The organism is Anoxybacillus sp. EFIL (genome assembly GCF_013096955.1).
Classification (GTDB): domain Bacteria; phylum Bacillota; class Bacilli; order Bacillales; family Anoxybacillaceae; genus Anoxybacillus; species Anoxybacillus ayderensis.
On record NZ_SDLH01000002.1, the window covers coordinates 429851 to 453919 of the forward strand.

Genomic DNA, 24069 nt, shown 5'->3' on the forward strand with positions numbered 1-24069 from the left:
GAAACATATATCTCCCCTCCCAAAATGAAAAAACAGCTTGCCGCGTATGACAAGCTGTTTTTTCATTATGCTGTAATGCTGTTTAATTTTTTCGCTAAACGTGATTTATAGCGATTTGCAGCATTTTTGTGGATTAAGCCTTTGCTAGCTGCTTTGTCAATTTTTTTCGTTGCAAATGCGAAAGCTTCTTTTGCTTTTTCCACGTCTTTTAACTCAACAAGCGCTTCAAACTTTTTGATTGCTGTGCGCATTGCTGATTTCATAGCTGCGTTATGAGCGCGGCGCTTTTCGCTTGTTTTTGCACGTTTAATTGCAGATTTAATGTTTGCCATTTTTTCACCTCCGTTAACCGATCGCAAATATATACGTTCAATACGCGACAGTTCGATGAACAATAAGAACAAGTGATATTCTACCAAACTGCTCTTAATTATGCAATAGGGCAAAGCCGGAAAAGTGCGATTGTATGAAAAAGGAGGAAAATGGATAAAACAAATGATAAAAAATACATGGAGGAGACCGTATGATTGATTTACGACCGTATAGCGTACGAACGGATTTAGCCATTGAAGCGCACGAAATAGCCATTGAAGAACGATTGCAAAACGAAAAACAAACGTCGCTGGAAGGGGTATTCATTCGCGATTGGGAAGAAGATGGCATTCATTTTTCGTTTGTCGAAGTGACAGAGGAAGGTGCAAAAACGTTAGGGAAGAAAGCTGGAAAATATTTGACGATAGAGGCGCAAGGCATTCGAACACAAGATACCGATTTGCAGCAAAAAGTGGAAAAATTATTCGCAAAACATTTTCATGCCTTTTTACAGCAGCTTGGCATTTCGAAAGAAGCAAGTTGTCTTGTTGTCGGATTAGGGAATGCGGAAGTAACCCCTGATGCGCTCGGTCCGTTAGCTGTATCGAATTTAGTCGTGACGCGCCATTTATTTCAACTGCAACCAGAAAGCGTTCAAGACGGATTTCGGTCGGTCAGTGCGCTCGCTCCAGGGGTCATGGGGATGACAGGCATTGAAACGAGCGACGTCATTGCCGGTATTGTTGAAAAAATTCAACCGGATTTTATTATTGCCATTGATGCGTTAGCTGCGCGTTCGATTGAACGAGTAAATGCTACCATTCAAATTTCTGATACAGGCATTCACCCGGGATCAGGAGTGGGAAATAAACGAAAAGAACTTAGTAAACAAACGTTAGGTATTCCTGTCATTGCGATTGGTGTGCCGACGGTTGTTGATGCTGTGTCAATTGCAAGTGACACGATTGACTTATTGTTAAAACATCTCGGTCGCGAGATGAAAGAAGGCAATCAACCTGCCCGTGCTCTTGCCCCGGCGAGTCTCGTATTCGGAAAGAAAAAAAAGTTGACGGAAGAAGATTTACCGAGCGAATCGGATCGTTCTACTTTTTTAGGGATGGTCGGCATGCTTAATGAAGAAGAAAAACGGAAGTTAATTTACGAAGTGCTCGCCCCGATCGGCCATAATTTAATGGTTACGCCAAAAGAGGTTGATGTATTTATTGAGGAAATGGCAAACATATTAGCAGGCGGGTTGAATGCTGCCCTACATCATCGCATTGATCAAGAAAACGTTGGGGCATATACGCATTAGTTTTTCGTTCTACCTTTCAAAGCGTTGTCATATTGATAGAGTAGACAAGCTTTGAAAGGGTGAAGTGAAGAAAATGATGGTGACCGTTCACGGAACAAGTATAAAAAAGTGGATCATATTCATTTTGTTTACGTTTATTAGTACGATAACAGTTGTCGCGACAATGACAGCGACGTCAACATATCGCCTTTCCTCTTCTTCTGTTCATGAAATGACGAATCGTTTTTCGACGGAGTCGCTCGTATATGTACTTTCATTTGAAAATGTGTATTTTCGCGAAATGCTACCAAAAGAAAAACAGCAACTGCCGTATTCTACATATTTTTTTCAAATGACAACAAGCGTGAATTTTCAAGATCCGCGCAGTTTGTTAGGACGGGAGTTGCCCGGCTTTTCACTGTATGATAGCGAAATTATTTTAGCTGGTGAAGGAACGAACTTTACGAACATTCCGTACGAGTCGCCCCCTCCTTTAGAAGTGTTGCTTGCTGAGCGAGAAGCGGCACAAGAGCAGCTTCAAGAGGAAGAAACACCTCCTGCTCCCGCCCCTTCACAAACGACAGGAGGAAAGAAAGTTGTTTATATTTATCATACACATACGCAAGAATCGTATTTGCCTGCATTAAAAGGGGTGACGAACCCTAACTTCGCCCATCATCCGACTGTGAATGTAACGAAAGTCGGAAAAAAATTAGGCGAAGAACTAGAGAAGCGCGGCATCGGTGTTGTTGTTGATACGACCGATTTTATCGGGAAATTGTTAAAAAATAATATGGAATATTATCAAGCGTATGATATGTCGCGTAAAACGGTTGTTGAAGCGATGGCAAACAATCGTGACGTTCAATATTTAATTGACATTCATCGTGATTCTCGACGCCGCAATGATACGACGGTGACGATTAACGGCGTTGACTATGCGAGAGTGTCGTTTATTATCGGCGGCGAGAATGCAAAGTATGAAAAAAACTTGCAGCTTGTGACGAAATTGCACGAACTGCTTGAAAAAAAATATCCTGGGCTAAGCCGCGGAACATTCGAGAAAAAAGGGGTCGGAACAAACGGGAAATTTAATCAAGATTTATCGGAGAACGCGATTTTAATCGAGTTTGGCGGAGTCGATAATACGTTTCAAGAATTGTATCGAACGGCATCAGCTGTGGCAGATGTATTTAGCGAATATTATTGGCAAGCAGAAAAAGTAAATGCGACACAACCGGCAGAAAAAAAGTAGGTGGGTAAGATGGTGAAATTTACGATTCAAAGTTTACTCATCGCCGTCATTTTTTTAGTAGGTGTATTGCTCGGCATGCAGCAAGCGAACGAAGGAATGCGGAAAATGAAAGGGTATAACGATCCGTCGCTTGAGCGGGTCATACACGTATCAAAAGACGAAACGATCGTGCTCGGGCAATCGATTGAAGAAAAAAAAGAAAAATTACAACAAATTGAGGCATTTAACATGTTTTCAAAGGCAGGACAAAAACTTGCGACATTCGTTCATTCACTCGTTGAACATATGCTTTCGTTTATGCAAAAGGCAGGATAACGATCCGCCTTTTCTTCATTTTGCGTTGAATATTGCAAACGTTGTTGCTATAATCAAAGCTAGCGTATTTCGGAAATTATAGGAGTGGAACATAGATGAATCGTGAAGAAAGATTAAAAAGAAGGGATCGCATTCGCAACTTTTCGATTATTGCACATATCGACCATGGCAAATCTACGCTTGCCGACCGCATTCTTGAAAAGACGGGTGCGCTATCTGAACGCGAAATGAAAGAACAAGCGCTCGATTCGATGGAGTTAGAGCGCGAGCGCGGCATTACGATTAAATTAAATGCAGTTCAACTTCATTACAAAGCGAAAGATGGAGAAGATTACATTTTACATTTAATTGATACACCTGGTCACGTCGACTTTACGTACGAAGTGTCGCGTAGTTTAGCGGCGTGTGAAGGAGCGATTTTAGTCGTTGACGCGGCGCAAGGCATTGAAGCACAAACGCTTGCTAACGTATATTTAGCGATTGATAACAATTTAGAAATTTTGCCGGTCATTAATAAAATTGACTTACCGAGTGCGGACCCTGAGCGTGTTCGCCAAGAAATTGAAGATGTGATCGGTCTTGACGCATCAGAAGCTGTATTAGCATCAGCGAAGGTTGGCATTGGAATTGATGAAATTTTAGAGCAAATCGTTCAAAAAATTCCTGCCCCATCTGGAGATCCAGATGCCCCGCTTAAAGCGCTTATTTTCGACTCGCTTTATGACCCGTATCGCGGCGTTGTCGCATACATCCGCGTTGTCGAAGGAACGGTGAAAGCGGGCCAAAAAATTAAAATGATGGCGACAGGAAAAGAATTTGAAGTCGTTGAAGTTGGGGTATTTACACCGAAGGCGAAAATCGTTGATGAATTGACCGTTGGCGATGTGGGCTACTTAACGGCATCGATTAAAAACGTAAGTGATACGCGCGTCGGGGATACGATTACGCATGCGGACAATCCGGCAAGCGAACCGCTTCCAGGATATCGTCGTTTAAATCCGATGGTGTTTTGCGGCTTGTATCCAATCGATACAGCACGGTACAACGATTTGCGCGAGGCGTTAGAAAAGCTTCAGTTAAACGATGCGGCGTTGCAGTTTGAACCAGAGACGTCCCAAGCGCTCGGTTTCGGTTTCCGATGCGGCTTTTTAGGTCTTTTGCATATGGAAATTATTCAAGAGCGTTTAGAGCGCGAGTTTAACATTGATATTATTGCGACAGCGCCAAGCGTTATCTATAAAGTGTATTTAACGGACGGAACAGAGTTAGCGGTCGATAACCCGTCAAACATGCCAGATCCACAAAAAATTGACCGCGTCGAAGAGCCGTACGTGAGAGCAACGATTATGGTACCGAACGATTTCGTCGGTCCTGTCATGGAACTATGCCAAAAGAAACGCGGCATTTTTGGCGATATGCAATATTTAGACGAGCGGCGCGTGACGCTCACATATGAATTGCCGCTTGCTGAAATTGTATACGACTTCTTTGACATTTTAAAATCGAGCACGAAAGGATACGCATCGTTTGACTACGAGTTGATTGGCTATAAGCCGTCTAAACTTGTAAAAATGGACATTTTATTAAACGGTGAAAAAGTCGACGCTTTATCGTTTATCGTCCATCGCGACTCAGCATACGATCGCGGAAAAGTTATCGTTGAAAAGTTAAAAGATTTAATTCCGCGCCAACAGTTCGAAGTACCTGTGCAAGCTGCCATCGGCAATAAAATTATTGCGCGTTCAACAATTAAAGCGTTGCGCAAAAACGTATTAGCGAAATGTTACGGTGGAGACATTTCTCGTAAGCGAAAGTTGCTTGAGAAGCAAAAAGAAGGGAAAAAGCGCATGAAACAAGTCGGCTCCGTTGAAGTGCCGCAAGAAGCGTTTATGGCTGTGTTAAAGATGGACGATCAAAAATAAACCGCAGAATGTTTCTGCGGTTTTTTGCATAGAAAAGGGTGAAGCAAATGATTCAAGCAGCATATATTCATATTCCGTTTTGTACGCACATTTGTCATTATTGTGATTTCAATAAAGTATTTTTACATCAGCAACCGGTTGACGCTTATATCGATGCGTTAATTATCGAAATGGAACGGACGTTTGAACGTGTTCCGACATCGCAATTGCAAACGGTATTTATCGGAGGAGGAACACCGACGTCGGTGACCACCAAACAGCTCGATCGATTATTGCGTGCCATTCACCGCATCGTTTCGCTCGCTTCTGATGTCGAGTTCACCGTTGAAGCGAATCCGGATGAAGTGAGCGATGAACAGTTATACGTGCTTAAGCAGTGGGGAGTGAACCGCCTCAGTTTTGGCGTGCAAACGTTCGATCGTGAACTGCTCCAACGCATCGGACGTACCCATACGAAAGAAACAGCGATCGAGACGATTGAGCGCGCGCGCAAGCTCGGCTTTCATAATATAAATATCGATTTAATGTACGGATTGCCGACACAAACGATCGACCATCTAAAAGAAACGTTACGTGTGACGTTTTCGCTGCCGATTCAACATGTGTCTGCCTACTCGCTCATTATTGAGCCAAAAACAGTATTTTACAACTTAATGAAAAGACAGACGTTGCCGTTGCCAAGTCAAGAAGAAGAAGCATATATGTATGAAATGATTATGGAACAGATGGAGCAACATGGATATAAACAATATGAACTAAGTAATTATGCTCAAAAAGGGTTTGATAGCCGTCATAATATGACATATTGGAATAACGACGATTACTACGGATTTGGCGCAGGTGCTCATAGCTATATGAACGGCATAAGACATGTAAACGCTGGACCGATTAAAAAATATATACAGCTCATTGAGCACGGGCAGTTGCCACATGTGGACACGCATGTTGTGTCAAAAGAAGAGCAAATGGAAGAGCATATGTTTCTTGGTTTACGAAAAATCGAAGGGGTTAATAAAAATGAATTTTTCATGCGATATGGAAAAACGGTGCATGACGTGTTCGGTGAAGCCATTGCCTTGCAAAAACAAAACGGATTGCTTGAAGAGACAGAGGAAGCAATTTTCCTTACTCATCGCGGCAAATTGCTTGGAAATGAAGTATTTCAATCGTTTCTTGGCGTTTCATCTTGACACGACAAGTGCAATTTGATACCTTAATAGTAGATTTAGCACTCGCTTCATTAGAGTGCTAACAGAGGTGATGAGCGTTGCTAACAGATCGCCAATTGTTAATTTTAAAAATTATTGTCGATGATTTTATTCGTTCTGGGCAACCTGTTGGTTCACGAACGTTATCGAAAAAAGAGCAAATTACGTTTAGTTCAGCAACGATTCGTAACGAGATGGCGGACTTAGAGGAGCTAGGTTTTATTGAAAAGACGCATATTTCCTCTGGTCGCGTTCCTTCTCAAAAAGGATATCGTTATTACGTTGACCATTTATTGCGACCTGTCCAGTTAACACAAAAAGATGTACAAACGATCCAGTCCATTTTCCATGAACAAATATATGAATTAGAAAAGCTCATTGAAAAATCGGCGCAAATTTTATCGGACTTGACGAACTATACAACCGTTGTTCTCGGTCCTTCGGTGAAAGAACATAAATTAAAAACGATTCAAATCGTTCCGCTAAATGCAGAAACAGCCGTTGCCATTATTGTGACGGATACGGGGTATGTAGAAAAGCACGTCGTGACGCTCCCACCGTCTATTCCGCCATCAGACGTCGAAAAGATGGTTAACATTTTAAACGAGCGGTTGACAGGTGTACCTTTAGAAGATTTAACAGATAAAATTCAAACAGAAGTTGCGCACGTGCTTCGCGAACATATCCAAAGCTACGACCACATGTTGCGAATGATTTCGTCTTCTTTAGATTTAAACGCGCCTGCGCAAATGTTTTTAAGCGGAAAAATGAACATGCTTCGTCAACCGGAGTTTAGCGACATCGATAAGCTTCGCGCATTGCTGAATGTCATTGAACAAGAAAAAGAGTTTTATCGTTTGTTAAGAAAGCATAAGCAACAAGGCATTCAAGTGAAAATCGGCACAGAAAACGATGTAGAAGGAATGGAAAACTGCAGTTTAATTACAGCGACATATTCTGTCGATGGAGAAAAGCTTGGTACGATTGCTGTTCTTGGACCGACTCGTATGGAATATTCGCGCGTCATTTCACTATTAAACCTTGTTGCGACGGATTTGTCGAAGGTGTTATCGGTGTGGTATCAAAAAGATTAGCGATGTCAATATTATGGATGGGGAATTTCCCCATCCGCTTTTCAAGTGCTTGAGGGAGGTGAGAAGATGGAGAAAGAACAGCGTACATATGATGAAACGGTTGAACAATTGGAAGACGTACAAGACGAGCAAGCGCAAGAGGAGCAAGCGCAAAGTGAAGAAACACAACAAGAAGAGCAAGATGAGCTAGCGCTTGCATATGAAAAAATTGCTCAATTGGAAGCGAAGTTAGCAGAAACAGAAAATCGTTTACTTCGCCTGCATGCCGATTTTGACAACTATCGTCGCCGTGTGCGTTTAGATATGGAAGCTGCTGAAAAATACCGCGCGCAAAGTTTAGTTTCCGATTTGTTGCCGATTTTAGATAACTTTGAACGCGCGTTACAAGTGCAAGTAGAAGATGAAAAAGCAAAGTCGTTATTGCAAGGAATGGAAATGGTTTATCGCTCATTAGTTGAAGCGCTCAAAAAAGAAGGGGTCGAAGTCATTGAATCGGTTGGAAAACCGTTCGACCCGCATGTGCACCAAGCAGTGATGCAAGTGGATGATCAAAATTATGAGCCAAATACAGTTGTGGAAGAATTCCAAAAAGGCTACAAATTAAAAGATCGTGTCATTCGTCCAGCAATGGTCAAAGTAAATCAATGAGGAGGGATTACGTATGAGCAAAATTATCGGCATTGACTTAGGCACAACAAACTCTTGCGTCGCTGTGTTAGAAGGCGGCGAGCCAAAAGTTATTCCAAACCCAGAAGGAGGTCGCACGACACCATCTGTCGTTGCGTTTAAAAACGGTGAGCGTTTAGTCGGCGAAGTCGCAAAACGTCAAGCGATTACGAACCCAAACACAATCATTTCGATTAAACGCCATATGGGTACAGACTATAAAGTACAAGTAGAAGGAAAAGAATATACACCACAACAAATTTCTGCGATGATTTTGCAATACTTAAAATCATATGCGGAAGCGTACTTAGGTGAACCTGTCACACGTGCCGTGATTACTGTTCCAGCTTACTTTAACGATGCGCAACGTCAAGCGACAAAAGATGCTGGCCGCATCGCTGGTTTAGAAGTCGAGCGCATCATTAACGAGCCAACAGCGGCTGCGTTAGCATACGGATTAGATAAAATGGACGAAGATCAAACGATTCTCGTATACGACCTTGGTGGAGGTACGTTTGACGTATCGATTCTTGAGTTAGGTGATGGCGTATTCGAAGTCAAAGCGACGGCTGGTGACAACCACCTCGGTGGTGACGACTTTGACCAAGTCATTATTGATTATTTAGTTGAGGAGTTCAAAAAAGAACATGGCATCGATTTATCAAAAGATAAAATGGCGTTGCAACGTTTAAAAGACGCGGCAGAAAAAGCGAAAAAAGAGCTTTCTGGCGTGATGCAAACGCAAATTTCATTGCCGTTTATTAGCGCAAATGAAAACGGTCCACTTCACTTAGAAATGACGTTAACGCGCGCAAAATTTGAAGAATTATCGGCGCACTTAGTTGAGCGCACGATGGGACCTGTTCGTCAAGCGTTAAAAGACGCTGGATTGACGCCTGCAGATATCGACAAAGTCATTCTTGTTGGTGGTTCAACGCGCATCTCGGCTGTTCAAGAAGCGATTAAAAAAGAAATTGGCAAAGAGCCTCATAAAGGGGTAAACCCAGATGAAGTTGTTGCGATCGGTGCAGCGATTCAAGGTGGAGTAATCGCAGGGGACGTAAAAGACGTCGTATTATTAGACGTGACACCACTTTCGCTCGGTATTGAAACGATGGGTGGCGTCTTTACAAAATTAATTGAACGCAATACAACTATTCCGACAAGCAAGTCGCAAATTTTCACAACGGCAGCAGATAACCAAACGGCTGTAGACATTCACGTTTTACAAGGTGAACGTCCGATGGCTGCCGATAACAAAACGCTCGGTCGCTTCCAATTAACAGACATTCCGCCAGCTCCGCGCGGTGTACCGCAAATTGAAGTGACATTTGACATTGACGCAAACGGTATTGTGCATGTGCGCGCGAAAGACTTAGGTACAAATAAAGAGCAATCGATTACAATTAAATCTTCTTCTGGTTTGTCTGAAGAAGAAATTCAACGCATGATTAAAGAAGCAGAGGAAAATGCAGAAGCAGACCGGAAGCGAAAAGAAGAAGTGGAACTTCGCAACGAAGCAGACAATCTCATTTTCACAACAGAAAAAACGCTAAAAGAATTAGAAGGAAAAGTAGACGAAGCGGATGTGAAAAAAGCGCAAGAAGCAAAAGATGCATTAAAAGCAGCGCTTGAGGGCAAAGATATCGAAGACATTCGCGCGAAGAAAAACGCGTTGCAAGAAGTTGTGCAACAGCTTTCTGTTAAGCTATACGAGCAAGCGGCTAAACAAGCGCAAGCACAACAAAGCGAAGGCAAAAAAGACGACAACGTCGTCGATGCGGAATTTGAAGAAGTGAAAGAAGATAAGTAAACAAACAAAAAGTCAAAGTCAGGCCTGCCTTGGCTTTGACTTTTTTGCTATGGAAACATCAAATATATTGCGCAACAAGTTCAGACAATGATAAAATTACGTTCATGTGAACGAGTCGGGAGTGGGTGATCATGAGTAAACGAGACTACTATGAAGTGCTCGGCGTGAGTAAAAACGCAACAAAAGAAGAAATTAAAAAAGCATATCGAAAGTTATCAAAACAGTATCATCCAGATATTAACAAAGCGCCCGATGCAGCTGAAAAGTTTAAAGAAATTAAAGAAGCATACGAAGTGTTAAGCGATGACCAAAAGCGTGCCCACTATGATCAATTCGGCCATACGGATCCGAATCAACAGTTTGGTGGATTTGGCGGGGCTGATTTTGACTTCGGTGGGTTTGGCGGCTTTGAAGATATTTTTAGTAGCTTTTTTGGCGGTGGGCGTCGACGTGATCCGAACGCGCCGCGTGCAGGGGCAGATTTGCAATATACGATGAGACTTACATTTGAAGAAGCGGTTTTTGGAAAAGAAACGGACATTGAAATTCCACGTGAAGACACGTGCGATACGTGCCATGGTTCTGGAGCGAAGCCAGGAACGAAAAAAGAAACGTGCGCACATTGTCACGGTACAGGTCAATTAACGATTGAACAAGCGACGCCGTTTGGTCGCATCGTAAATCGTCGCCCGTGTCATCATTGCGGTGGCACAGGACACTTTATTAAAGAAAAATGTTCGACATGTCATGGAACAGGTCGTGTGAAAAAACGGAAAAAAATTCACGTCAAAATTCCTGCCGGTGTCGATGACGGTCAACAATTGCGCTTAGCAGGTCAAGGTGAACGAGGAATAAACGGTGGACCGCCTGGAGATTTGTACATCGTTTTCTATGTCGAACCGCATGAGTTTTTTGAACGTGATGGCGATGATATTTATTGTGAAATGCCAATTACGTTTACGCAAGCCGCGCTTGGTGCGGATATTGAAGTACCGACGTTGTATGGAAAAGTGAAATTGAAAATTCCAGCAGGTACGCAAACAGGTACGAAATTCCGTTTAAAAGGAAAAGGCGTACCGAATGTGCATGGATATGGAAAAGGAGACCAACATATTCGCGTTCGTGTTGTCACACCAACGAAGTTAACCGAACGTCAAAAACAATTGTTGCGTGAGTTTGAACAACTCAGTCAAGGGAATGGACAAGAAGATAGTTTTTTTGCGAAAGTGAAGCGAGCATTTAAAGGGGAGTAACGTGAAGGAGGAGTTGGTAGATCATGAAATGGTCTGAAATAAGCATTCATACAACACACGAAGCGGTCGAGGCGATTTCAAATATTTTACACGAAGCAGGTGCGGGTGGCGTCGTCATTGAAGATCCGTTTGAATTAACGAAAGAACGAGAAACGACTTACGGGGAAATCTACCAACTCAATCCTGACGATTACCCCGAAGAAGGAGTTATTATTAAAGCGTATTTGCCGGTAAATAGCTTTTTAGGTGAAACAGTCGAAGAAATTAAACAGGCGATTAACAATTTAATGTTATATAACATCGATATTGGACGAAACAAAATTACGATTAGCGAAGTGAACGAAGAGGAATGGGCGACAGCGTGGAAAAAGTATTACAATCCGGTCAAAATTTCTGAGCGATTTACGATCGTTCCGACATGGGAAACGTATGAACCCGTTTCAAGCGACGAATTAATTATTGAATTAGATCCAGGCATGGCGTTCGGCACAGGGACGCACCCGACGACAGTAATGTGTATTCAAGCGCTTGAAAAGACGGTCAAACAAGGTGATATGGTCGTCGATGTCGGTACGGGTTCAGGCATTTTAAGTATTGCTGCTGCGATGTTAGGAGCGAAACGCGTTCATGCGCTCGATTTAGATCCTGTCGCAGTAGAAAGTGCAAAATTGAACGTGAAGTTAAATAAAGTGCACGATGTCGTCGCCGTTTCGCAAAACAATTTACTTGATCGAGTCGATGAGCAAGCAGATGTCATCGTTGCGAACATTTTAGCTGAAATTATTCTTCGTTTTGTCGATGATGCGTATCGTTTGTTGCGTTCGGGAGGCGTATTTATTACATCGGGCATTATTCAAACGAAAAAACAAGAAGTGAAAGAAGGTCTTCTTCGCGCTGGTTTCACAATTGAAGAAACGTTAACGATGGAAGATTGGATCGCATTTATTGCGAAAAAACAATAAAAAGGGTGTTCGCGTTGCAACGATATTTCGTACGTAACGAGCAAATCGTTGGCGATCACATCATGATTTCTGGCGACGACGTCCATCATATTGGGCGGGTCATGCGCATGAATGAAGGTGATCGTCTTCTTTGTTGTAATGAGCGTAGTGAAACGATGCTTTGTGAGATCGAACAAATTTCCAATGATTTTGTCCGATGCCGTATTATACAATGGATAGAGGCAAATGTTGAACTGCCTGTGCACATTTATGTCGCAAGCGGACTGTTAAAAGGAGATAAATACGAACTCGTTTTACAAAAAGGAACAGAGCTTGGAGCGAGAGGCTTCCTTCCGCTCATCACATCCCGTTCGATTGTCAAATGGGACGAGAAAAAAGGCGATAAAAAAGTGGAACGTTGGCAAAAAATTGTGAAAGAAGCAGCTGAACAATCTCACCGGGCATATATGCCGTCTGTTTATGCTCCGATGACGATTCGTGAACTCATTGCGTGGGCGAACGACATGGATTATACATGTATCGCTTACGAAGAAGAAGCGAAAGAAGGAAGGCACAGTGTACTTGCCCACCTTCTTCAAACGATGAATGAAGGTGAGTCACTTCTTCTTGTTTTTGGACCAGAAGGCGGTTTATCCGAGCAAGAAGTGACGTTATTAAAACAACATAGTTTCATGACATGTAGTCTTGGACCGCGCATTTTACGAGCGGAAACGGCACCGTTATATGCGTTGTCAGCGGCGTCTTATGAATGGGAACTTAAGTGAGGTGATATATATGCCAACGGTTGCATTTCATACGTTAGGATGCAAAGTAAATCATTACGAAACAGAAGCGATTTGGCAATTGTTTAAACAAGCAGGATATGAGCGAAAAGATTTTGAAAGCCATGCCGATGTATATGTTATTAATACATGTACAGTCACGAATACAGGCGATAAAAAAAGCCGCCAAGTCATTCGGCGTGCAGTGCGTCGCAATCCAGATGCGGTCGTTTGTGTAACAGGTTGTTATGCGCAAACTTCTCCAGCGGAAGTGATGGCTATTCCAGGTGTCGATATCGTCATCGGCACACAAGATCGCGGAAAAATTTTAGAGTACATCGAGCAGTTTAAACAACAGCGTGAGCCGATTAACGGTGTGCGCAACATTATGAAAACGCGCGTATATGAAGAATTGGATGTGCCTGCATTTACAGATCGAACGCGCGCATCGCTTAAAATCCAAGAAGGATGCAATAACTTTTGTACATTTTGTATTATTCCATGGGCGCGTGGCTTAATGCGTTCACGCGATCCGAAAGAAGTCATTCGCCAAGCGCAACAACTCGTTGACGCAGGCTATAAAGAAATTGTCCTAACAGGCATTCATACAGGCGGATATGGTGAAGATATGAAAGACTATAATTTCGCCATGTTGTTGCGCGATATTGATGAGCAAGTGAAAGGATTAAAACGATTGCGTATTTCGTCGATTGAAGCGAGCCAAATTACCGATGAAGTGATCGAGGTATTGAAACAATCTGATAAAATTGTCCGCCATTTACACATTCCGTTGCAATCGGGTTCAAATACGGTATTGAAGCGGATGCGTCGCAAATATACAACGGAATTTTTTGCGGAACGGTTAGCGCGTTTGCGTGAAGTATTTCCAGATTTAGCTGTTACGTCCGACGTCATTGTCGGCTTCCCGAGTGAGACGGAAGAAGAATTTATGGAGACATATACGTTTATTCGTGAACAACGTTTTTCTGAATTGCATGTTTTCCCATATTCGAAGCGGACAGGCACGCCAGCAGCAAGAATGCCAGATCAAGTAGATGAGGAAGTGAAAAATGAGCGCGTTCATCGCTTAATTACACTTTCTGATCAGCTAGCGAAAGAGTATGCATCGAAGTTTGAAGGACAAGTGCTTGAAGTTATTCCAGAAGAGCTGTACAAAGAAGATCCAACAAGCGGCTTATATGTTGGCTATACGGACAACTACTTAAAAGTAAAATTCCCAGCAACAGAAGAGATGGTCGGTCAACTTGTTAAAGTGAAAATTACAAAAGCAGGTTATCCGTATAATGAAGGGGAATTTGTGCGCGTGATAAATGATCATCATGAGATCGTTCGGTTAAGCTCATAAAAAGAAGTTGACTTATGAACTTGGTTATATTATACTTTGAAAGTACATGTTCCACATGTACCAAGGATTAGCGGTTTTGTTCGGAGGGAGGGAAGTAGGATGTCGAAAACGATCGTTCGTAAAAACGAGTCGCTTGAAGATGCTCTTCGTCGCTTCAAACGTGCGGTTTCAAAAACAGGTACGTTGCAAGAAGCAAGAAAGCGCGAATTCTATGAAAAGCCAAGCGTAAGACGTAAGAAAAAGTCTGAAGCGGCTAGAAAGCGCAAATATTAAAAGAGGGTGTATTTATGAGTCTTCTCGAACGTTTGAACAATGATATGAAGCAAGCGATGAAAAACAAAGAGAAGGACAAATTGTCGGTCATTCGCATGGTGAAATCCGCTTTGCAAAACGAAGCGATTAAACTTGGCAAAACGTTGACCGAAGATGAAGAATTAACCGTACTTTCTCGCGAATTAAAACAGCGTAAAGACTCCCTCCAAGAATTTGAAAAAGCTGGTCGCACAGACCTTGTTGATAAAGTCAAGGAAGAGATTACGGTTCTTGAACTTTACATGCCGAAGCAGTTGAGCGAAGAAGAGCTAGTGCAAATCGTCAAAGAAACGATTGCCGAAGTCGGCGCTTCCTCAAAAGCGGATATGGGTAAAGTAATGGGAGCGATCATGCCGAAAGTGAAAGGAAAAGCGGACGGCTCGCTCGTCAACAAGCTTGTTCAACAACATTTAAGCTAAAAACACCTTACGATATCGTAAGGTGTTTTTTTGATTTTTGAAACTTTTTCTTCTTTCATACGTACATAATAAGTGTGAAGGGAGGAAAAAGCATGGCCGGTCCAATTGTTGTTTTCACCCATCCATTTCTCGCCGCGCTTTTGTTAATTGCCGGCAGCGTCACGTTCGTTTGGCAACTGTACGATGCGCGTTGGGGATGGAAAGGAACTGTAAGCATCATTTGTTTTTTACTTTTTTTCTCATCGCATTTAGTAGCTGGTTTAACAACCGTTGGGGCGATGATGTTGTTTGCGATTGGCCTTATTTTGTTAGTCATTGAGTTGTTTGTGCCGGGAGGAGTCATTGGCTTTTTCGGGCTTGGTACGCTCGTCTGGAGCTTATTTTTAGCCGCAAAACATTCCCCGTTCGTTACAGTGTCATTAGCCGTAGCTGTCGTGAGTGCGATTATGATGGGCATATGGCTCAGTCGAGTGAGCAAAAAAAAGATGGCGCTTTTTGAAAAAATCGTGCTTACTGATGAACAACGGAATGAAGAAGGGTATGTGTCTCATGAAGCGCGCGTTGATTTAATCGGAAAGTGCGGAGTGGCAATCACTGTATTGCGGCCAGCAGGAACGGCGCTCATTGATGACGAACGTGTAGATGTCGTCACAGAAGGGGAATATATTGAACGACATCGTCCGATTGAAGTTGTTGATGTAGATGGGTTAAAAGTTGTCGTTCGAGAATGTAAAAAAGAGGAGGAAATCGTATGACACCGGATCAACTTTTATTTATTATTGCGCTTGCGTTAGGGCTTGTGTTGCTAGCTGTATTTTTTTCGTTCGTTCCCGTTATGCTTTGGATTTCCGCACTTGCTTCGGGTGTGCCAATTAGCATTTTTACCCTCATTGGGATGCGGTTGCGTCGCGTCATTCCATCGCGTGTCATTAATCCGTTAATTAAGGCAAAAAAAGCAGGGCTTGATGTCACAACGAACCAATTAGAAAGCCATTATTTAGCGGGAGGAAATGTCGACCGTGTCGTTAATGCGTTAATTGCTGCGCAGCGAGCGAATATTAATTTAACGTTTGAACGTTGTGCGGCAATTGATTTAGCTGGTCGAAACGTATTAGAAGCGGTACAAATGAGCGTCAATCCAAAAGTCATTGAAACACCGTTTATTTCTGGTGTAGCGATGGACGGTATTGAAGTGAAAGCGAAAGCACGCATCACTGTACGTGCGAATATTGATCGATTAGTTGGTGGTGCGGGAGAAGAAACGATTATTGCACGTGTAGGGGAAGGGATTGTTTCTACGATCGGGTCCCAGGACGATCATAAAAAAGTACTTGAAAATCCAGATATGATTTCACAAACCGTATTAGCAAAAGGGCTAGACTCAGGAACGGCGTTTGAGATTTTATCCATCGACATTGCTGATATTGATATCGGGAAAAACATTGGTGCTGAATTGCAAACAGACCAAGCGGAAGCAGATAAAAAGATTGCCCAAGCGAAAGCGGAAGAACGTCGGGCGATGGCAGTTGCGCTTGAACAAGAAATGAAAGCGCGCGTGCAAGAAATGCAGGCGAAAGTTGTGGAAGCGGAAGCGCAAGTGCCGCTTGCGATGGCGGAAGCGCTCCGTTCCGGTAAACTTGGTGTGATGGATTACATGAACTTAAAAAACATTATGGCAGATACGAACATGCGTGATTCCATTGGGAAATTGACACAACATCCGGATGACGAGAAAAAGTGAGGAATACATGATGGCGCTAATTGAATGGCTCCTAAACAACATATTTGTCGTTTTCATTTTGGCAGCATTTGTCTCATGGGTTGGAAAACGAATGAAAGCGGGAGAAGAAACGATTGAACGAAAACAACAGCAAGAAAAACAACAAGAACAAGAACAGAAATTACCAGTTGTGATGGCCGAAGTGAAACCGCGAACGAGACGATCGATGAAAAAAGAACAAGAGCAAATGATCGCACCGCAACGAACGGAAGAGCAACGAGTGGAGAGGAGAAAATTACCTAAACACCCGCTCGTGCAAGGCGTGATTTTTTCAGAAGTGCTCGGTCCACCGCGAGCAAAGCGTCCGTTTGGTAGAAAATAAGTGCTACAACCCCCGTTTCACTCATACATATGAGATGAAAGGGGGTTTTGTTTATGATCGGAAAGTGGAAAAGCAAAATGCGACAATGGTTAACGAATCAAATGGAACTACCTGCGGATGTTGTCGCTGACCTCCCCCGTATTACGATGATTGGACATATTCATATCTACATAGAGAATCATCGTGGTTTGCTTTTGTTTACAGATCGCGAATTGCGCTTGTTGCTGAAAAACGGGCAGTTGCTTGTCAAAGGGGAATCGTTTACCATTAAAACTATTTTGCCAGAAGAAATTTTGCTCGAGGGGAAAATTAGTCAAGTTTTATATTTGGAAGAATAGGGGGGGCGGGTGTGAAAAACGAATGGGTACATCAACTGACTGGGAATTTGCGAGTACGTATTGTTGGAAAAGGATTAGAGCGGTTATTAAATGAATTTACACGCCGTGGGATATATGTATGGAACGTCAGGCGAGAGCGGGACGATTCGCTAACATGCCATATGCTCCTTCGCGATATTCATCATGTGCGAGGGGCGATGAGAAAAAGTGGTTGTAAATTATATGTTCTCGATCGACGAGGTGCGCCGTTTTGGTTAAAAGCATCGTGGAAAAATAGCGGTATCGTCATCGGAGTCGTTACGTTTATATGTATCGTGTTTATATTATCTAACATGATTTGGCGTATTGAAGTCACAGGGGCGAATCCAGAAGTCGAACATACTGTCAGGCAGCAGTTGAAAAAAATAGGGGTTGAGCGCGGTGCATTGCAATTTGTCATTCCGTCTCCTGAGACGATTCAGCGAACGCTAATGAACAATATAGACGCGATTACGTGGATTGGTGTGGAGTGGCGTGGAACGACGTTATATTGTCAAGTCGTTGAAAAAAAGCGGCCAACAGAAACGAAATCGAATACCCCCCAGCATCTTGTTGCGAAGAAAAAAGCAGTCATTACGTACATGTTTGTTGAACAAGGTCAGGCGGTTGTAGAAGTGAATGATCATGTCGTTCCGGGGCAATTGCTCGTTTCCGGTTTTATTGGAAAAGAAGGGCAAACAGAGATCGTGCCAGCGCGCGGTCAAATTTTAGGCGAGACATGGTACAAGTCTACTGTTGCTGTTCCGATGAAAACGACGTTTTATATGTTGACGGGAAAAAAGCGTGAAACACATTACGTTCGTTTTTGGTCGTGGAAAATCCCGATTTTTTGGGATCATGAAGAGCAGTTTTCACAATTTGAAAAACAAGTAGATGAAAAAACGTTTCGCTTTTTCACATGGACGTTACCGATTGTTTATGAAAAAGTCGTGTGGCGTGAAAAAGAAGTAGCTGTTCGTGAGTATTCGTACGAACAAGCAAAAGCGGTAGCGAAACAAATTGCGCGCGAGCAGTTACAGCGACAACTACCTGCGGATGCGAACATTCAAGGTGAAAAAGTTTTGCATGAGGCGAAGGAGAATGGTAAAGTAAAAGTAGAAATGCATTACCAAGTCATTGAAAACATTGCGATACCACAACCAATTATTCAAGGAGACTGAGGAATGTCGGAACAGTTTGTCACGATTCACCTTAACGTACAAAATGCAGATGAAGCGCTCGCTTTGTTCGGTACGCACGATGTTCATTTAAAACGCATTGAACAAGAACTTGGTGTTTCGATTGTGACGCGTGGCGAATCGGTAAGCGTGTCAGGAAACAAACAACATATTGAGCTTGTTGATGAGTTGTTGCGTCATTTGTTGCTTGTTATTCGCAAAGGCATTGTCATTAGCGAGCGTGATGTGCTTTATGCGCTACAAATGGCTAAAAATGGAACGATTTCTTACTTTATTGAACTGTACAATGAAGAAATCGGAAAAAATGCAAAAGGGAAAGCGATTCGTGTTAAAACGCTCGGTCAGCGTCAATACGTTTCCGCTATCCAGCGCCATGATTTAATTTTCGGCATTGGACCAGCAGGAACAGGAAAAACGTATTTAGCGGTTGTGATGGCTGTACAAGCGTTAAAAAACGGACAAGTCAAGCGAATTATTTTGACGCGTCCAGCTGTGGAAGCAGGGGAAAATTTAGGCTTTTTGCCGGGGGATTTAAAGGAAAAAGTCGATCCGTATTTACGCCCACTTTATGATGCGCTTCATGACGTGCTTGGTCATGAACATACCCAACGATTAATTGAGCGCGGTGCGATTGAAATTGCTCCGCTTGCATATATGCGCGGGCGAACGTTAGATGATGCGTTTGTCATTTTAGATGAGGCGCAAAATACGACGCCTTCGCAAATGAAAATGTTTTTAACACGTCTCGGTTTCGGCTCGAAAATGGTGATTACGGGAGATATTTCACAAGTCGATTTACCGAAAGGAGTTCGTTCTGGGCTTGCGATTGCAAAAGACATTTTGACGAATGTAAGCGGAATTTCATTCGTCTTTTTGGAGCAAGCTGATGTTGTACGCCATCCACTCGTCGGCAAAATTATCGCTGCATACGAAGATGCTGGAATGTAAATGTGACCCATGTTGATGTGGGTCCTTTTTGCACTTTAACAAAAGAAAGAGGGAGATTTTATGTTAGTGATTGATTTTATGGATGAAACAAATGAGATGACAGAAGAACAAGTAGAACTGATTGAAAAACTATTGCAACATGCGGCAAAGGAAGAACGTGTGCCAGATGGCGCAGAGGTGAGCGTTACGTTTGTTGACAATGAAAAAATTCGCGAAATAAATCGCGATTATCGTGGAAAAGATCAGCCGACAGATGTCATTTCGTTCGCCCTTGAAGAAATGGGCGAAGAAGAAATTGAAATTGTCGGTGTAGATGTTCCACCTGTGCTCGGGGATATTATTATTTCTGTGCCGAAAGCACGCGAGCAAGCGGAGCAATACGGTCATTCATTTATGCGTGAACTCGGTTTTTTAGCTGTACACGGTTTTTTACATTTGCTTGGCTATGATCATGAAACAGAAGAAGAAGAAAAAGAGATGTTTACGAAACAAGAACAACTATTACAACAATTTGGCTTAACGAGATGATTGATGATGCGTTGGAAGCGGTTTGTCGCTAGCGTATTATATGCTCTAAATGGCATTCGTCTTGCCGTTTGCCATGAACGAAATATGCGCATTCATCTCGTGGCAACGGTTGCTGTTATCGTTGCTGCAGCGATGTTTCGTATCTCGAAAATGGAATGGCTCGTGTTGCTTTTGACGATTGGAGCAGTCATGAGTTTAGAAATCGTCAATAGCGCAATAGAGCGGACGGTTGATTTAGTAACAGATGAGTATCGGCCGTTAGCAAAAGAAGCGAAAGATTTAGCCGCTGGCGCTGTACTCGTGTTTGCTTTTATATCCGTGATCATCGGGATTTCCATTTTCCTTCCTTATCTGTATGTATTTTTTAAAAATTCTTTACATTTTCATAAATAGTAGTGAAATTGCGCTCATATTTTGGTAAAATAAAAAGCAAGCATATTTTATGCGATGGAGGTTTTTATGATTCGAGAAGGATATAAATCAGGATTCGTAGCAATTATCGGAAGACCGAATGTAGGAAAATCTACATTTTTAAATCGCGTCATCGGTCAAAAAATTGCAATTATGAGCGATAAGCCGCAAACGACGCGCAATAAAATTCAAGGTGTGTACACAACAGATGACGCGCAAATCGTTTTTATTGATACGCCGGGCATTCATAAACCGAAACATAAGCTTGGCGATTTTATGGTAAAAGTAGCGCAAAGCGCGTTGCAAGAAGTTGATTTAATTTTATTTATGGTGAATGCTGTCGAGGGGCTCGGTCGCGGTGATGAGTTTATTATTGAACGTTTAAAACAAGTGCAAACACCGGTGTTTTTAGTCATTAATAAAATTGACGAAGTGCACCCAGACGATTTATTGCCGCTCATTGAGCAATATCGCTCGCTCCATTCATTTGCCGAAGTCATCCCTATTTCAGCGTTGCAAGGCAACAATGTAGAAACGTTGTTGCAACAAATTAAACATTACTTGCCTGAAGGACCGCAATATTATCCAGCACATCAAATAACCGATCATCCTGAACGATTTATTATTGCTGAGTTTATTCGTGAAAAAGCGCTCCATTTGACGCGAGAAGAAGTGCCACATTCGATTGCGGTTGTAATTGATTCGATTGAACGGCGCGAAAATGGCGATACGGTATATGTTGCAGCGACCATTATCGTTGAGCGTGATTCGCAAAAGGGAATTATTATCGGCAAGCGCGGTCAAATGTTGAAGGAAATTGGTCAACGTGCGCGCGCTGATATTGAGGCGCTACTCGGTTCAAAAGTGTTTTTAGAATTATGGGTAAAAGTACAAAAAGATTGGCGCAATAAAATGGCACAGTTGCGAGACCTTGGCTATCGTGAAGATGAGTATTAATGCTGTAAAATTTTAAAAGACATTGCGACAGCGCAAAAAGGGCAAACTACAAGTGAGCTGCTCAATCACCGTCAACTAATGAGAGAAAGGTGTGGTTCGATGCTCGATTTTACCTGGAAACTGTTCAGCCAAACAGGGAATATTGACACGTATCTTTTGTTTAAGGAGCTAGAACGCGAAACGCAAGAGCAAGCCAACGATTCCACGTATCATATAACTGAAAGAGATTATCACGTCCTTTAACTTTGGAAGGTTATGTTATATGTTTGAAAAATGTGAAGGCATTGTTATTCGAACGATTGACTATGGAGAGACGAATAAAATTGTGACGATATTTACACGCGAATGGGGAAAGGTTGCTGCGATGGCACGAGGAGCGAAAAAGCCAAGCAGCCGCCTTTCTTCTGTTACGCAAATATTTACATACGGCGTATATCTCGTTCAAAAAAGTCGCGGTGTCGGAAGCTTACATCAAGGGGAATTGCTTTCAACGATGCGCCATATACGCGAAGACATTTTTTTAACAGCATACGCCTCATACGTTGTTGAATTGACAGATAAAGCAACGGAAGAAAGACGACCAAATCCGTATTTGTTTGAACTTCTTTTACAAACATTGACGTATATGAATGAAGGGCTCGATGCCGAAGTATTAACGTACATATATGAAATGAAATTGCTTCCGGCATTCGGACTGTATCCGAAGTTAGATGGCTGTGCTATTTGTGGGGAAAAAGAAGGAACGTTTGCCTTTTCGATTGCACACGGAGGATTTCTCTGTCACCGTTGTTTTGAGCACGATCCACACCGCATCCCGATGACGCCATCGGTTTTAAAATTACTTCGCCTGTTTTACTACGTCGATTTGTCTCGCATTGGCCAAATTGCTGTCAAACAAGAAACGAAACAACAACTACAAACGATCATTTCAGCTTATTACGATGAATATTCAGGTCTTTCGCTGAAAACAAAACGGTTTTTACAGCAGCTCCATATGTTAAAAGGTGAAAGCGGACAAATATAACGTTGTCCGCTTCCCACTTTTGTTTGCAAAATATAATGATGAATTATAATATGATCTTATAGTGTAGCCTATTGTAAGGTGGTGAGCGACAATCGAACTCAATAAACGTCAAGAACAAATTTTACAAATCGTCAAAGACCACGGGCCGATTACAGGTGAGCATATTGCTGAAAAGCTCAATTTAACACGGGCGACGTTACGGCCTGATTTAGCTATCTTAACGATGGCTGGATACTTAGAGGCAAGACCTCGTGTTGGTTATTTTTATACAGGAAAAACGGGGACACAGTTGCTTGCTGATAAAATTAAAAAAATGAAAGTGAGCGATTATCAGTCCATTCCTGTTGTCATTAACGAAAACGTAAGCGTCTATGATGCGATTGTCACGATGTTTTTAGAAGATGTTGGCACGTTGTTTGTTGTAGATGATGAATCGTTGCTTGTTGGGGCATTGTCACGCAAAGATTTGTTGCGCGCGAGCATCGGAAAACAAGAGTTGACATCTATTCCTGTCAATATTATTATGACACGCATGCCGAATATTACATTTTGCGAAAAAGATGATTTACTTATTGATGTCGCCCAAAAATTAATTGAAAAACAAATTGATGCGATGCCCGTCGTTAAAAAGGTGGACAAAGGGTACGAAGTCGTCGGGCGCATCACGAAAACGAATATGACGAAGGTGCTTGTCGCGTTAGCGAATGAAGACGTGCTTTAAAGGGGGAAAATCATGAGTCAAATCGTATACGTCGTATCCGACTCAGCAGGGGAGACGGCCGAACTCGTTGTAAAAGCAGCAGCGAGCCAGTTTCAAGGGGCGCTCGTTCAATTTCGACGTGTTCCTTATGTCGAAGATGTGGAGACGTTATCGGAAGTCGTCGCTTTAGCAAAAATGAATCGCGGCATCATTGTATTTACGTTAGTTGTACCAGAAATGCGTCAATTTTTATTAGCTGAAGCGGCACGTGAAGGAGTGCCTGTATACGACATTATCGGACCGCTTATTGAGCAAATGGGAAAGTTATTACAAATGGAGCCACGTTGCGAACCTGGACCTATTCGCGTATTAGATGAAGACTATTTCCGAAAAATCGAAGCGATCGAGTTTGCGGTCAAGTACGATGACGGGCGAGATCCACGCGGTATTTTAAGAGCGGATATCGTTTTAGTTGGTGTATCGCGCACGTCAAAAACACCGTTATCACAATATTTAGCCCATAAACGATTTAAAGTGGCGAACGTACCGATCGTTCCAGAAGTAGATCCACCTGAAGAATTGTTTCAAGTACCGCCTGAAAAATGTTTTGGCTTAAAAATTAGTCCAGAGAAGCTAAATGAAATTCGTCGTGAGCGGTTAAAATCGCTCGGATTAGATGACCGTGCCATTTATGCAAACATTGATCGCATTAAAGAAGAGCTGCAATATTTTGAGGGGATCGTAAAAAAAATGGGCTGCGAAGTCATTGATGTGACAAATAAAGCAGTCGAAGAAACAGCGAACGTCATTATGAATATTATGCGTAAAAGGGAAAAATAAGCAGTCAAAGCACAGTCACAACGTGTGATATGTGCTTTTCCTTTTTCATAAA

The 24069-nt window shown here is 42.5% G+C and carries 28 protein-coding genes; 27 read left to right on the forward strand and 1 reads right to left on the reverse strand.

Annotated features, from left to right (window positions below):
• Positions 1–65 precede the first annotated feature (65 nt).
• Positions 66–332, reverse strand: coding sequence for a 30S ribosomal protein S20 (gene rpsT, locus ES017_RS05240; protein ID WP_021095125.1), 267 nt, complete (start codon positions 330–332; stop codon positions 66–68).
• 191 nt (positions 333–523) lie between these two features.
• Between rpsT and gpr the strand changes: the two genes are divergently transcribed.
• The 27 genes from gpr to ES017_RS05375 all read left to right on the forward strand — a co-directional run bounded on the left by gpr (position 524) and on the right by ES017_RS05375 (position 24017).
• Positions 524–1627, forward strand: a complete 1104-nt coding sequence (gene gpr, locus ES017_RS05245; RefSeq protein ID WP_021095124.1) for a GPR endopeptidase — start codon at positions 524–526, stop codon at positions 1625–1627.
• Positions 1628–1691: 64 nt separating this feature from the next.
• Positions 1692–2861: a stage II sporulation protein P gene (gene spoIIP / locus ES017_RS05250; RefSeq protein WP_483296337.1), complete on the forward strand. Its 1170-nt coding sequence runs from the start codon at positions 1692–1694 to the stop codon at positions 2859–2861.
• Between the two features lie 9 nt (positions 2862–2870).
• Positions 2871–3176, forward strand: a complete 306-nt coding sequence (locus ES017_RS05255) for a YqxA family protein (protein WP_021095122.1) — start codon at positions 2871–2873, stop codon at positions 3174–3176.
• 95 nt (positions 3177–3271) lie between these two features.
• Positions 3272–5098 carry a translation elongation factor 4 gene (gene lepA, locus ES017_RS05260; protein WP_021095121.1) on the forward strand — a complete coding sequence of 609 codons (1827 nt, stop codon included), beginning with the start codon at positions 3272–3274 and terminating at the stop codon, positions 5096–5098.
• Between the two features lie 47 nt (positions 5099–5145).
• Positions 5146–6288 carry a radical SAM family heme chaperone HemW gene (hemW, locus tag ES017_RS05265; protein ID WP_171334830.1) on the forward strand — a complete coding sequence of 381 codons (1143 nt, stop codon included), beginning with the start codon at positions 5146–5148 and terminating at the stop codon, positions 6286–6288.
• 77 nt (positions 6289–6365) lie between these two features.
• A complete protein-coding gene (hrcA, locus tag ES017_RS05270) occupies positions 6366–7400 on the forward strand; it encodes a heat-inducible transcriptional repressor HrcA (RefSeq protein WP_021095119.1) in 1035 nt (344 codons plus the stop codon).
• A gap of 66 nt (positions 7401–7466) precedes the next feature.
• Positions 7467–8048, forward strand: a complete 582-nt coding sequence (grpE, locus tag ES017_RS05275) for a nucleotide exchange factor GrpE (protein ID WP_042534243.1) — start codon at positions 7467–7469, stop codon at positions 8046–8048.
• Between the two features lie 13 nt (positions 8049–8061).
• Positions 8062–9879: a molecular chaperone DnaK gene (gene dnaK, locus ES017_RS05280; protein ID WP_042894013.1), complete on the forward strand. Its 1818-nt coding sequence runs from the start codon at positions 8062–8064 to the stop codon at positions 9877–9879.
• A gap of 131 nt (positions 9880–10010) precedes the next feature.
• Positions 10011–11132 carry a molecular chaperone DnaJ gene (dnaJ, locus tag ES017_RS05285; RefSeq protein ID WP_021095117.1) on the forward strand — a complete coding sequence of 374 codons (1122 nt, stop codon included), beginning with the start codon at positions 10011–10013 and terminating at the stop codon, positions 11130–11132.
• A 23-nt stretch (positions 11133–11155) separates the two neighbouring features.
• Positions 11156–12094, forward strand: a complete 939-nt coding sequence (prmA, locus tag ES017_RS05290) for a 50S ribosomal protein L11 methyltransferase (protein WP_171334831.1) — start codon at positions 11156–11158, stop codon at positions 12092–12094.
• Positions 12095–12108: 14 nt separating this feature from the next.
• Entirely contained in the window at positions 12109–12858 is a 750-nt protein-coding gene (locus ES017_RS05295) for a 16S rRNA (uracil(1498)-N(3))-methyltransferase (RefSeq protein ID WP_042534245.1), read from the forward strand.
• Between the two features lie 10 nt (positions 12859–12868).
• Entirely contained in the window at positions 12869–14221 is a 1353-nt protein-coding gene (gene mtaB / locus ES017_RS05300; RefSeq protein WP_021095114.1) for a tRNA (N(6)-L-threonylcarbamoyladenosine(37)-C(2))-methylthiotransferase MtaB, read from the forward strand.
• A 99-nt stretch (positions 14222–14320) separates the two neighbouring features.
• Positions 14321–14494: a 30S ribosomal protein S21 gene (gene rpsU / locus ES017_RS05305; protein ID WP_003393897.1), complete on the forward strand. Its 174-nt coding sequence runs from the start codon at positions 14321–14323 to the stop codon at positions 14492–14494.
• A 14-nt stretch (positions 14495–14508) separates the two neighbouring features.
• The gene (locus ES017_RS05310; protein ID WP_003393899.1) at positions 14509–14952 is read left to right on the forward strand and encodes a GatB/YqeY domain-containing protein; all 444 of its coding nucleotides are present in this window, start codon (positions 14509–14511) and stop codon (positions 14950–14952) included.
• A gap of 92 nt (positions 14953–15044) precedes the next feature.
• Positions 15045–15707, forward strand: coding sequence for an NfeD family protein (locus ES017_RS05315; RefSeq protein WP_021095113.1), 663 nt, complete (start codon positions 15045–15047; stop codon positions 15705–15707).
• Positions 15704–16693 (forward strand): flotillin-like protein FloA, encoded by a 990-nt coding sequence (floA, locus tag ES017_RS05320; protein ID WP_021095112.1) that lies wholly within the window; start codon positions 15704–15706, stop codon positions 16691–16693. The genes ES017_RS05315 and floA overlap by 4 nt, the downstream gene beginning before the upstream one ends.
• A gap of 7 nt (positions 16694–16700) precedes the next feature.
• The gene (locus ES017_RS05325) at positions 16701–17054 is read left to right on the forward strand and encodes a hypothetical protein (protein WP_019416895.1); all 354 of its coding nucleotides are present in this window, start codon (positions 16701–16703) and stop codon (positions 17052–17054) included.
• Between the two features lie 53 nt (positions 17055–17107).
• Positions 17108–17392 (forward strand): sporulation protein YqfC, encoded by a 285-nt coding sequence (yqfC, locus tag ES017_RS05330; protein ID WP_171334832.1) that lies wholly within the window; start codon positions 17108–17110, stop codon positions 17390–17392.
• An 11-nt stretch (positions 17393–17403) separates the two neighbouring features.
• Positions 17404–18591 carry a sporulation protein YqfD gene (gene yqfD, locus ES017_RS05335; protein ID WP_171334833.1) on the forward strand — a complete coding sequence of 396 codons (1188 nt, stop codon included), beginning with the start codon at positions 17404–17406 and terminating at the stop codon, positions 18589–18591.
• A gap of 3 nt (positions 18592–18594) precedes the next feature.
• Positions 18595–19557, forward strand: coding sequence for a PhoH family protein (locus tag ES017_RS05340; RefSeq protein ID WP_042534251.1), 963 nt, complete (start codon positions 18595–18597; stop codon positions 19555–19557).
• Positions 19558–19617: 60 nt separating this feature from the next.
• The gene (ybeY, locus tag ES017_RS05345; RefSeq protein WP_021095107.1) at positions 19618–20085 is read left to right on the forward strand and encodes an rRNA maturation RNase YbeY; all 468 of its coding nucleotides are present in this window, start codon (positions 19618–19620) and stop codon (positions 20083–20085) included.
• Between the two features lie 6 nt (positions 20086–20091).
• Positions 20092–20478: a diacylglycerol kinase family protein gene (locus ES017_RS05350; RefSeq protein ID WP_021095106.1), complete on the forward strand. Its 387-nt coding sequence runs from the start codon at positions 20092–20094 to the stop codon at positions 20476–20478.
• Positions 20479–20544: 66 nt separating this feature from the next.
• Positions 20545–21453, forward strand: a complete 909-nt coding sequence (gene era / locus ES017_RS05355) for a GTPase Era (protein WP_009374020.1) — start codon at positions 20545–20547, stop codon at positions 21451–21453.
• 99 nt (positions 21454–21552) lie between these two features.
• Positions 21553–21696, forward strand: a complete 144-nt coding sequence (locus ES017_RS05360; protein ID WP_021095105.1) for a YqzL family protein — start codon at positions 21553–21555, stop codon at positions 21694–21696.
• 19 nt (positions 21697–21715) lie between these two features.
• Positions 21716–22477, forward strand: a complete 762-nt coding sequence (recO, locus tag ES017_RS05365) for a DNA repair protein RecO (RefSeq protein ID WP_021095104.1) — start codon at positions 21716–21718, stop codon at positions 22475–22477.
• A gap of 91 nt (positions 22478–22568) precedes the next feature.
• Complete coding sequence (gene ccpN, locus ES017_RS05370; RefSeq protein ID WP_042894011.1) at positions 22569–23198, forward strand: transcriptional regulator CcpN; 630 nt, start codon at positions 22569–22571, stop codon at positions 23196–23198.
• Between the two features lie 12 nt (positions 23199–23210).
• The gene (locus ES017_RS05375) at positions 23211–24017 is read left to right on the forward strand and encodes a pyruvate, water dikinase regulatory protein (RefSeq protein ID WP_021095102.1); all 807 of its coding nucleotides are present in this window, start codon (positions 23211–23213) and stop codon (positions 24015–24017) included.
• Positions 24018–24069 lie beyond the last annotated feature (52 nt).

Bases quoted from the DNA above. Each gene is read 5' to 3' on its own strand.
- rpsT (WP_021095125.1), bottom strand. From the start codon at position 332: ATGGCAAACATTAAATCTGCAATTAAACGTGCAAAAACAAGCGAAAAG.
- gpr (WP_021095124.1), top strand. From the start codon at position 524: ATGATTGATTTACGACCGTATAGCGTACGAACGGATTTAGCCATTGAA.
- ES017_RS05255 (WP_021095122.1), top strand. From the start codon at position 2,871: ATGGTGAAATTTACGATTCAAAGTTTACTCATCGCCGTCATTTTTTTA.
- lepA (WP_021095121.1), top strand. From the start codon at position 3,272: ATGAATCGTGAAGAAAGATTAAAAAGAAGGGATCGCATTCGCAACTTT.
- hemW (WP_171334830.1), top strand. From the start codon at position 5,146: ATGATTCAAGCAGCATATATTCATATTCCGTTTTGTACGCACATTTGT.
- grpE (WP_042534243.1), top strand. From the start codon at position 7,467: ATGGAGAAAGAACAGCGTACATATGATGAAACGGTTGAACAATTGGAA.
- dnaK (WP_042894013.1), top strand. From the start codon at position 8,062: ATGAGCAAAATTATCGGCATTGACTTAGGCACAACAAACTCTTGCGTC.
- dnaJ (WP_021095117.1), top strand. From the start codon at position 10,011: ATGAGTAAACGAGACTACTATGAAGTGCTCGGCGTGAGTAAAAACGCA.
- prmA (WP_171334831.1), top strand. From the start codon at position 11,156: ATGAAATGGTCTGAAATAAGCATTCATACAACACACGAAGCGGTCGAG.
- mtaB (WP_021095114.1), top strand. From the start codon at position 12,869: ATGCCAACGGTTGCATTTCATACGTTAGGATGCAAAGTAAATCATTAC.
- rpsU (WP_003393897.1), top strand. From the start codon at position 14,321: ATGTCGAAAACGATCGTTCGTAAAAACGAGTCGCTTGAAGATGCTCTT.
- ES017_RS05310 (WP_003393899.1), top strand. From the start codon at position 14,509: ATGAGTCTTCTCGAACGTTTGAACAATGATATGAAGCAAGCGATGAAA.
- ES017_RS05315 (WP_021095113.1), top strand. From the start codon at position 15,045: ATGGCCGGTCCAATTGTTGTTTTCACCCATCCATTTCTCGCCGCGCTT.
- floA (WP_021095112.1), top strand. From the start codon at position 15,704: ATGACACCGGATCAACTTTTATTTATTATTGCGCTTGCGTTAGGGCTT.
- ES017_RS05325 (WP_019416895.1), top strand. From the start codon at position 16,701: ATGATGGCGCTAATTGAATGGCTCCTAAACAACATATTTGTCGTTTTC.
- yqfC (WP_171334832.1), top strand. From the start codon at position 17,108: ATGATCGGAAAGTGGAAAAGCAAAATGCGACAATGGTTAACGAATCAA.
- ES017_RS05340 (WP_042534251.1), top strand. From the start codon at position 18,595: ATGTCGGAACAGTTTGTCACGATTCACCTTAACGTACAAAATGCAGAT.
- ybeY (WP_021095107.1), top strand. From the start codon at position 19,618: ATGTTAGTGATTGATTTTATGGATGAAACAAATGAGATGACAGAAGAA.
- ES017_RS05350 (WP_021095106.1), top strand. From the start codon at position 20,092: ATGCGTTGGAAGCGGTTTGTCGCTAGCGTATTATATGCTCTAAATGGC.
- era (WP_009374020.1), top strand. From the start codon at position 20,545: ATGATTCGAGAAGGATATAAATCAGGATTCGTAGCAATTATCGGAAGA.
- ES017_RS05360 (WP_021095105.1), top strand. From the start codon at position 21,553: ATGCTCGATTTTACCTGGAAACTGTTCAGCCAAACAGGGAATATTGAC.
- recO (WP_021095104.1), top strand. From the start codon at position 21,716: ATGTTTGAAAAATGTGAAGGCATTGTTATTCGAACGATTGACTATGGA.
- ES017_RS05375 (WP_021095102.1), top strand. From the start codon at position 23,211: ATGAGTCAAATCGTATACGTCGTATCCGACTCAGCAGGGGAGACGGCC.